Source organism: Jatrophihabitans sp. (genome assembly GCF_036389215.1).
Classification (GTDB): Bacteria; Actinomycetota; Actinomycetes; order Mycobacteriales; family Jatrophihabitantaceae; genus Jatrophihabitans_A.
Genome location: NZ_DASVQG010000091.1, coordinates 1 through 7,986, shown reverse-complemented (window position 1 = coordinate 7,986; position 7,986 = coordinate 1). Strand labels below are relative to the sequence as shown.

The 7,986-nt window shown below is 69.5% G+C and carries 8 protein-coding genes and 1 pseudogene; 4 read left to right on the top strand and 5 right to left on the bottom strand.

From position 1 onward, the window contains the following. The first annotated feature begins 96 nt into the window (after positions 1-96). Positions 97-684 (top strand): AfsR/SARP family transcriptional regulator, encoded by a 588-nt coding sequence (locus tag VF542_RS04220; RefSeq protein ID WP_408650456.1) that lies wholly within the window; start codon positions 97-99, stop codon positions 682-684. A gap of 52 nt (positions 685-736) precedes the next feature. Here VF542_RS04220 and VF542_RS04215 read toward each other — a convergent pair whose 3' ends face one another. The 4 genes from VF542_RS04215 to VF542_RS04200 all read right to left on the bottom strand — a co-directional run bounded on the left by VF542_RS04215 (position 737) and on the right by VF542_RS04200 (position 5,148). After that, complete coding sequence (locus tag VF542_RS04215; protein ID WP_408650494.1) at positions 737-2,398, bottom strand: cytochrome b; 1,662 nt, start codon at positions 2,396-2,398, stop codon at positions 737-739. 26 nt (positions 2,399-2,424) lie between these two features. After that, a complete protein-coding gene (locus tag VF542_RS04210; RefSeq protein WP_408650455.1) occupies positions 2,425-3,501 on the bottom strand; it encodes a ubiquinol-cytochrome c reductase iron-sulfur subunit in 1,077 nt (358 codons plus the stop codon). After that, positions 3,498-4,379: a c-type cytochrome gene (locus VF542_RS04205; protein ID WP_408650454.1), complete on the bottom strand. Its 882-nt coding sequence runs from the start codon at positions 4,377-4,379 to the stop codon at positions 3,498-3,500. The genes VF542_RS04210 and VF542_RS04205 overlap by 4 nt, the downstream gene beginning before the upstream one ends. Positions 4,380-4,470: 91 nt before the next feature. Then, on the bottom strand, positions 4,471-5,148 hold the full coding sequence (locus tag VF542_RS04200) for a cytochrome c oxidase subunit 3 (protein WP_408650453.1): 678 nt from the start codon (positions 5,146-5,148) through the stop codon (positions 4,471-4,473). Positions 5,149-5,233: 85 nt separating this feature from the next. Between VF542_RS04200 and VF542_RS04195 the strand changes: the two genes are divergently transcribed. The 3 genes from VF542_RS04195 to trpD are packed head-to-tail and all read left to right on the top strand — an operon-like array spanning position 5,234 to position 7,848. Beyond that, entirely contained in the window at positions 5,234-6,310 is a 1,077-nt protein-coding gene (locus VF542_RS04195) for a cytochrome c oxidase assembly protein (RefSeq protein ID WP_408650452.1), read from the top strand. After that, positions 6,310-6,726: a hypothetical protein gene (locus VF542_RS04190; RefSeq protein WP_408650451.1), complete on the top strand. Its 417-nt coding sequence runs from the start codon at positions 6,310-6,312 to the stop codon at positions 6,724-6,726. The genes VF542_RS04195 and VF542_RS04190 overlap by 1 nt, the downstream gene beginning before the upstream one ends. Before the next feature lie 45 nt (positions 6,727-6,771). Further along, positions 6,772-7,848 (top strand): anthranilate phosphoribosyltransferase, encoded by a 1,077-nt coding sequence (gene trpD / locus VF542_RS04185; protein WP_408650450.1) that lies wholly within the window; start codon positions 6,772-6,774, stop codon positions 7,846-7,848. Positions 7,849-7,892: 44 nt separating this feature from the next. Here the strand turns inward: trpD and VF542_RS04180 are convergent. Further along, a pseudogene (locus VF542_RS04180) lies at positions 7,893-7,986 on the bottom strand (Lrp/AsnC family transcriptional regulator); the annotation flags it as partial.

The window sequence follows — 7,986 nt, the reverse complement described above, 5'->3', positions numbered from 1 at the left end:
CAGGGGATGCGCCAAGAGGTTCCAGAAGGCAGCAAACGGTTGCTTGCCTTCGTCGCGTTGCGGCACGGTCGAGTGGAGCGACGGCATGCTGCCGGGATGCTCTGGCCGACCGGCGGTGACGGCCGGGCTGCCGGGAACCTGCGCTCGTCGTTATGGCGGCTGCGTGGCGCCGGTATCGAGGTGCTGGTCGCCGACAAGTGGTCGCTGTCGCTGGCTCCTGGCGTCGTGGTCGACGTCGATCAGCTGTGTGGCTGGGCGAACCGGCTGATCAACGGCGCGGCCGAGACGGCCGATCTGCAACTGGCCCGCGGCCGGCTGGATGCGCTGGACCTGCTGCCGGGTTGGTACGACGACTGGGCGATCATGGAGCGGGAGCGGATCCGGCAGCGGGTGCTGCACGCCTTCGAAGCGCTCAGCCGGGAGCTCAGCCGGCGCGGCCGGCATGCCGATGCCGTGGAGGCAGCGATGATCGCCATCGACGCCGACCCGCTGCGTGAGAGCGCGCACCGGTTGCTGATCGAGGTCCACCTTGCCGAGGGCAACTGGGTCGAGGCACAACGCCGGTTGTTCGCCTATCGCACCATCCTGCGTGAGGAGCTGGGCGTGCAACCGAGCCGTGAGCTGCTGACCTGGTTCGCCGCGCGTTCGGACAACATGCTCTCTGCCGCTGCTACCGCCACCTAGCGACTACCTGGCGACCGGGCGGCGTGCCGTCGCCCGGTCGCTGGTCAGTCGCTCAGTCGGTGAGTTCCCGCTCGCGGTGCTCCTCGCGGGAGGACTCGGCCGCGGCCAGCGCGTCGAGTTCGGCCTGGATGTCGGCCTTCTCACGGACCGGGTAGAAGAAGCCCCGGATGCTGGGCCTGCGCGGCGTCCCGAGCTGGTTCATCTTCTTGGGCACCGGCGTTCCAGCGTAGCCCAGCTGCCCATGGCCGTGGGCGTCCACCGCGCCCAATGGCTGATGGATCTCGATGAACTCCCCGTGCGGCAACAGCTTGATGATGCCGGTCTCGATGCCGTGCTCGAGCACCTCACGGTCATGCCGTTGCAGGCCCAGGCAGATCTTGTAGGTCGCGGCGTACACGAGCGGAGGCAGCACCAGCAGGCTGATCCGGCCGGCCCAGGTCATCGCGTTCAGCGAGATGTCGAAGGCCTTGGCGATCAGGTCGTTGCCGCCGGAGACCAGCAGCACGCCGTAGAACGTGATCGCCATCGCGCCCAGGCCGGTGCGGACCGGCACGTCCCGCGGTCGCTGCAGCAGGTTGTGCGCGGACTTGTCGTGGGTGAACTTCGCTTCCAGGAACGGGTACGCCCCGGCAAGGCTGAACATGATTCCCGGCAGCACCAGCGTCGGCCAGAACAGCGGCGGGATCGTGTGGTCGAACAGCCTGATCTCCCACGAGGGGAAGAGCCGGGTCGAGCCGTCGAGGAAGCCGATGTACCAGTCCGGCTGGGAACCCGAGGACACCTGCCCGGGGTTGTACGGGCCGAACAGCCAGACCGGGTTGATCTGGGCGAGGCCGCCGAGCGCGGCGCAGACGGCGAACACGATGAAGAAGAAGCCACCGGCCTTCATGCCGTAGGTCGGGTACATCCGCTCGCCGCTGACGGTCTGCTCGGTCTTGCCCGGGCCGGGGAACTCGGTGTGCTTCTGCTTGACCAGCAGGGCCATGTGGGCGCCGATCAGACCCGCCAGGATGCCCGGAACCAGCAGGACGTGCACGATGTAGAGCCGGCCGATGATCACGGTGCCCGGGAACTTGCCACCGAAGACCAGGAACTCCGCCCAGCTGCCGATCACCGGGATGGACTGCATGATCGCGGCGGCGATCCGCAGGCCGGTGCCCGAGAGCAGGTCATCGGGCAGCGAGTAACCGGCGAAGCCCTCGACCAGGCCGAGCGTGATCAGGCCCAGGCCGATCAGCCAGTTGAGCTCGCGCGGCTTGCGGAACGCTCCGGTGAAGAAGACCCGGAACATGTGCACCAGCATCGCGGCCATGAACAGCAGCGCCGCCCAGTGGTGGATCTGGCGCATCACCAGGCCGCCGCGGACCTCGAAGGAGATGTCGAGGGTCGAGGCGTAGGCCCGCGACATCTGCACGCCGTCCAGCGGCACGTAGGCGCCGTCGTAGCGCACCTCTGCCATCGAGGCGTCGAAGAAGAAGGTCAGGAAGGTGCCGGACAGGATCAGGATGATGAACGAGTACAGCGCGATCTCGCCCATCATGAACGACCAGTGGTCCGGGAAGACCTTGTTGAGCTGCTTGCGCATGCCGCCGGCTATGCCCAGCCGGTCCTCGCCCCAGCGGGCTGCCTTGCCCTGCGGCGTCCTCGGCTTGTCGAAGCGCTTCGGGCCCTTGACAGTGGGGCCGGTGGGGCCCGTCGGGCCGGTGCCGGACATGGTGTGGTCCGCGGGGTTGGTGGTCGTCATGGCCGCTCCCAGAACGATGGGCCGATCGCCTCAGGATAGTCGTCCCGGGCTATGAAGTACTGCCGTCCGTCGACCATCTCGACGTTCAGCGGCAGCTTGGGGAGGCTGCGGGTTGCCGGGCCGAACACCGGCTTGGCGTCCTGCAGCACGTCGAACTGCGACTGGTGGCACGGGCAGAGCAGGCGTCCGGTCTTCTGCTCGTACAGCGATGCCGGGCAGCCGGCGTGCGTGCAGATCTTGGAGAAGGCCACGTAGTCGCCCCAGCCGAAGTCGGCCTGGCCCTTGCGCGCCTTGACCGCCTGGCCCGGGCGCAGCCGGATCAGCAGCGTGGGGGAGTCCGCGTCCTTGGTGCCACCTTCGACGCCGGGGAACACCGTCGCCAGACCACCGGGCAGCAGATCGTCGGGGCTGACCCGGCGGCCGTCGTAGTAGACCAGCGGCACGCCGGCCTCGAACGGGGTGTGGAACAGGCTCTGGCGAGGCCCGCGGTTCGGCTTCTTGATCATGGCGCCGATCAGCGCGACCAGCGGGACCGCGGCGAGCGCGCCACCGGCCAGTCCCAGGGTGCTCTTGAGCATCGAGCGGCGCGCGATGCCGAGATCTTCGAAACCCGACACCAGGGTGCCGGCGCCCAGGATCTGGGCGGTCATGTCCGAGGCGCCGTCGTGCCGGTCCTGTACGGCCTCCTCCTCGGGCAGCAGCCACTTGGCCCAGAGCACCACGCCGATGCCGATGCAGGCCAGCGACAGCCCGAGCAGGCCGCCGATCAGCGGCGTGAAGTACCGGTAGTTCTGGTTGCCGGTGCCCGGCAACCGCCACTCGAAGGGCACCGCGCCGCAGAAGACCACGATGAAGGCGACGGCTGCCAGGAAACCGATCAGAAAGATGATCGCGATGGTGCGCTCGGCGCGCTTCTCGGCCTTGGTGCCGGCAATGGGGAAGCGATCGCGCCGGTGGACGATGTAGACGCCGTCGGCCTCGGCGCCGGCCATCATCGCCTCTTCCGGGCTCAGCTGCGCGGCTTCCTCGGCCGTGAGCTGCTCACCGGGGGCGGCCCCGTGCGTGGTACTCACAAGCGGGCTCCGATCCACAGGATCGACACCATCAGGACGCCGAGGCCGGCGGTCCAGATCACCAGGCCTTCGGCGACCGGACCGATCCGGCCGAGGCCGGCGCCACCCGGGTCGTTGGACTCCTTCATGGCCTGCACGTAACCGATGATGGCGCGCTTCTGCTCGGGAGTGATCTGGTTGTTGCCGAAGACCGGCATGTTCTCCGGCCCGACCTGCATGGCCGTGTAGAGCTGGCGGTCGGTGGCCCGGTACAGGTCCGGCGCGATCTTGCCCGCCGACAGCGGCGCGCCGTGCCCGGTGGCCCCGTGGCAGGAGGCGCAGTTCAGCCGGAACAGCTCGCCCCCGTCACCGAGCTTGTCAGCGTCGGCCCGCAGGTCGGCGTCGGCGGCCGGCACCTCCGGCCCGCCGCCCTTGGACTGCACGAACGCGCCGAGCTGCAGGATCTCCTGCTCGTTGAACTTGGGCACCTTGCGCAGCTCCCAGGCGCCCTGCACCGGTGCCGGCATCCGGCCGGTGCTCACCTGGAAGTAGACGTCGGCCGAGCCGGTCCCCACGATCGTCGGACCGCGGCCGGTCACTCCTTCGAGGTTGGCGCCATGGCAGGTGATGCAGCTGTTGTTGTAGAGCTGGCGGCCCGCTTCGACGTCCTGGCTGGTGGCCGCGGTGTCATCGGCGCCGGAGGCCGGGGCGAGCATGGCGTAGCCGCCGCCGACCACGGTCAGCGCGCCGACCAGCACCGCCAGGCTGGTGATCCGGCGGCGCAGGGCGCGGCGCCGGGGCGTTGCGGTCCGTGACGGGGCAGGCCGGCCGGTGTCGTCCACGACAGCCGGCGTGAAACCGAGGTCGCCGTCCGCGTCGAGGTGTTCCTCGTCGGTCATGGACGTCCTTTCGCTGGTCGGCCGAGGTGCCGATCGGACCCGGTTGCGCTGCTCACCGGAACTCCCAAGGGGGTAACTCTCAACGGATAACTCAATGGATCAGGTAGATCGTGGCGAACAACCCGATCCAGACGACGTCGACGAAGTGCCAGTAGTAGGACACCACGATTGCCGCGGTCGCCTGCGCCGGGGTGAACCGGCCCAGGGCGGTGCGGGCAAGGAAGAACAGGAACGCGATCAGGCCGCCGGTGACGTGCAGGCCGTGGAAGCCGGTGGTGAGGTAGAAGACCGAGCCGTAGCCCGAGGACGACAGGGTCATGCCGGCCTCGTGCACCCCGTCGACCAGGTGGCGGTACTCCATCACCTGGTTGCGGTACTCGTTCGCCTGCCCGAGGACGAACACCAGCCCCATCACGAAGGTCAGGAAGAACCACCGGCGCAGGCCGTAGACATCGCCGCGCTCGGCGGCGAAGACGCCCCACTGGCAGGTCACCGAGGACAGGACCAGGATCACCGTGAAGACGGTGGCGTAGGGCACCGCGAGATGCACCGCGTACGCCGGGTTGCCGTCCAGGGCCGGCGCGCCCGGCCAGTTGTCGAGGTTGTTGGCCCGCACCGTGAAGTACATCGCGAACAGCCCCGCGAAGAACATCAGCTCGCTGGAGAGCCACACGATGGTCCCGACACTGACCAGGTTCGGCCGGGTCAGCGAATGAACCTGGGACGAAGGGAAGCGCCCGGCCGGTGCAGCCTGTGCAGTCGAGGTCACCTCTGCATTATTGCCTTATCCGCGAGAGAGTGTCAGGCACGGGGTATGTGCTGCGACACGTGTTCTCGGTAACTACGCTGAAAGGGTGCTGCGTGCCGCGTACGACCTCGCTCAGGTGCTCGCCCATGGCGGCGATTCCGAGGCCGGGACGCCCCCGTCGAGCCTGCCCCGATTCACCCCGGTAAGGCTGTTCACCGAGGTCGAACTGGACTGGTGGTTCGTCGGGCCGCTGCTGATCGTGACCGGTCTCTACCTGTGGGGCGTCTGGCGGCTGCGGGCGCGCGGGGACCACTGGCCGGCGGGCCGGACGGTGGCCTTCCTGGCCGGCGGGATCGGCGTCATCGCCTTCGCCGGAATGAGTGGCCTGGGCGCCTACGACGAGACGATGTTCTCGCTGCACATGATCCAGCACATGCTGTTGGCGATGGTGGCGCCGATCTTCCTGGCGCTGGGCGCGCCGGTCACGCTGGCCCTGCGCACCACGCCACGCCAGGTGCGCTCGGTACTCCTGGCGGTGCTGCACAGCCGGTTCGCGAGGCTGCTGACCTTTCCGCTGATCGGCTGGGCGATCTATGTCGCCAGCCCCTTCGCGCTGTACTTCACGGCCTGGTACCCAGCGACCCTGGACCACCAGGTGCTGCACGAGCTGCTGCACCTGCACTTCCTCCTGGTGGGCTCGCTGTTCTTCTGGCCGATGGTCGGCATCGACCCGATCCCGGGGCGGCAGTCCCATCCGTTCCGGTTCCTGATCCTGGTCTCGACGCTGCCGTTCCACGCGATCCTGGGGCTGTCGATCTACACCCAGACGACGTTGATCGCAGCCGAGCACTACCAGGCGCTCAAGCTCGGCTGGCTGGATCCGATGGCCGACCAGCGGGTCGGCGGAGGCCTGCTGTGGACCTCCGGCGAGCTGGTCGGGTTGATCATGCTCGGCGTGGTGACCGCGCAGTGGATCAAGGCCTCCGAGCGCGAGGCGGCCCGTGAGGACCGCCGGCTGGACCGCTTGGAGGCCGCCGAGGCCATGGCGATGCGGCGCGAGGCGACCGGGCGCGAGGCGATGGGCCCGCTACCGGTGGATACGATGGCGCTCGACGACGCCCGGCCGACCGGTACGGCTAGTGCCGGCACGGCCAGCTCCGGAAAGAAGGAAGTTCACAGCTGATGACCTCGCCCCGCTCCCTCACCGTTGTGGTCTACAGCCAGCTCGCCGACCTGCGGGCGAAGGTCCGCACCGCGGTGGGACGGCGGGCAGCTCCGGACCTGGGCCGGATCGACTGGGTCGAGTGCGCGAACTACAGCCAGCTGAGGAACCAGTTGGACTCCGGCGACATCGATCTGGTGATCCTGGACGGCGACGCCCAGCCCAGCGGCGGCATCGGCCTGTGCCGCCAGTTCAAGAACGAGCTCGAGGACTGCCCGCCGATCATCGTGCTGCTGGCCCGCTCGCAGGACCGCTGGCTGGCGGCCTGGTCGCAGGCCGATGCCACCATCGTGCGCCCGATCGACCCGGTGCTGGCGGCCAGTACCGTCGCCCAGATCCTGCGGGCCCGCAACTCGGCCATCCCCGTTGTGCGCTGAGCCGGCAGCCGTCGTGGTGGCACTGCCGAGCCCCGCACCCGTCTCGTGACCGCGCCACGCCAGGGTCCGGCCGGCCAGCACAGCTGGCCCGACCTGCTCGCCACCCTGATGCGCGGTGACCCGCTGCCGGGCGAGGCGACCAGCTGGGCGATGGCCGAGATCATGGCCGGGGAGGCGACGCCCGCGCAGCTGGCGGCCTTCGCGGTGCTGTTGCGGGCCAAGGGTGAGACCCCCGAGGAACTGGCCGGCCTGGTGCGCACCATGCTCGCCCGGGCTGCTCCGGTGCGGCTGAGCCAGCCCGCGGTGGACGTCGTGGGCACCGGGGGAGACCGGGCCCAGACGGTGAACATCTCGACGATGGCGGCGCTGGTGACAGCCGGGTCGGGCCGGGCGGTGGTGAAACACGGCAACCGGGCAGCGTCCTCGGCGTGCGGTACCGCCGATGTGCTGGAAGAACTCGGCGTGGCCATCGATCTGCCGGCCGCCGGGGTGCTGAGGACCCTCACCGAGGTCGGCATCGGTTTCTGCTTCGCGCCGGTCTTTCACGCCGGCATGCGGCACGCCAGCGGACCGCGGCGGGAACTCGGCGTGCCGACCGCGTTCAACTATCTCGGCCCGCTGACCAACCCGGCCCGTCCGGCAGCGGTCGCGATCGGGGTCTATGACCGGCAGATGGCGCCGGTGATGGCGCAGGTGCTGGCCGACCGGGGCGACCGGGGCATGGTGTTCCGCGGCGACGACGGGCTCGACGAGCTGACCACGACCACGACCTCGCAGGTGTGGCTGGTGTCCGAGGGCATGGTCTGCCCCGATGTCCTGGAGCCGGCGTCGGTGGGCATCGACACGGCCGATCCGCAGGCGTTGAAGGGCGGCTCGGCACCGTTCAACGCCGACGTGGTCCGGCGCCTGCTGGCCGGTGAGCCGGGGCCGGTGCGTGATGCGGTGCTGCTCAACGCGGCCGCGGCGATTGCCGCCTTCGACGGGGTGCTGGATTCGGCACGCGCAGCCGTGGCACACGGCCTGCCGATCGCCGCGGCCTCGGTCGATGACGGGTCCGCCGCGGCACTGTTGCGGAACTGGGTCGAGCTGAGCCGGCGGCTGCGTTCGGACCCGGATCACTGATCCAGGCCGGCGGGCGCTATCCGCTCGGCCGCGCGCTGCCCGGCCTACTCGGGGGCCGAGTAGCCGATCGAGAATGCCGACTCCAGATCGTGCCGGGAGTACGCCCGGAAGGCCACGTGGGTGTCGGTGCTGAGCACG

Excerpts from the sequence above, each read along its gene's own strand:
- VF542_RS04220 (WP_408650456.1), top strand. The coding sequence starts at position 97 with ATGCTCTGGCCGACCGGCGGTGACGGCCGGGCTGCCGGGAACCTGCGC.
- VF542_RS04215 (WP_408650494.1), bottom strand. The coding sequence starts at position 2,398 with ATGTCCGGCACCGGCCCGACGGGCCCCACCGGCCCCACTGTCAAGGGC.
- VF542_RS04205 (WP_408650454.1), bottom strand. The coding sequence starts at position 4,379 with ATGACCGACGAGGAACACCTCGACGCGGACGGCGACCTCGGTTTCACG.
- VF542_RS04190 (WP_408650451.1), top strand. The coding sequence starts at position 6,310 with ATGACCTCGCCCCGCTCCCTCACCGTTGTGGTCTACAGCCAGCTCGCC.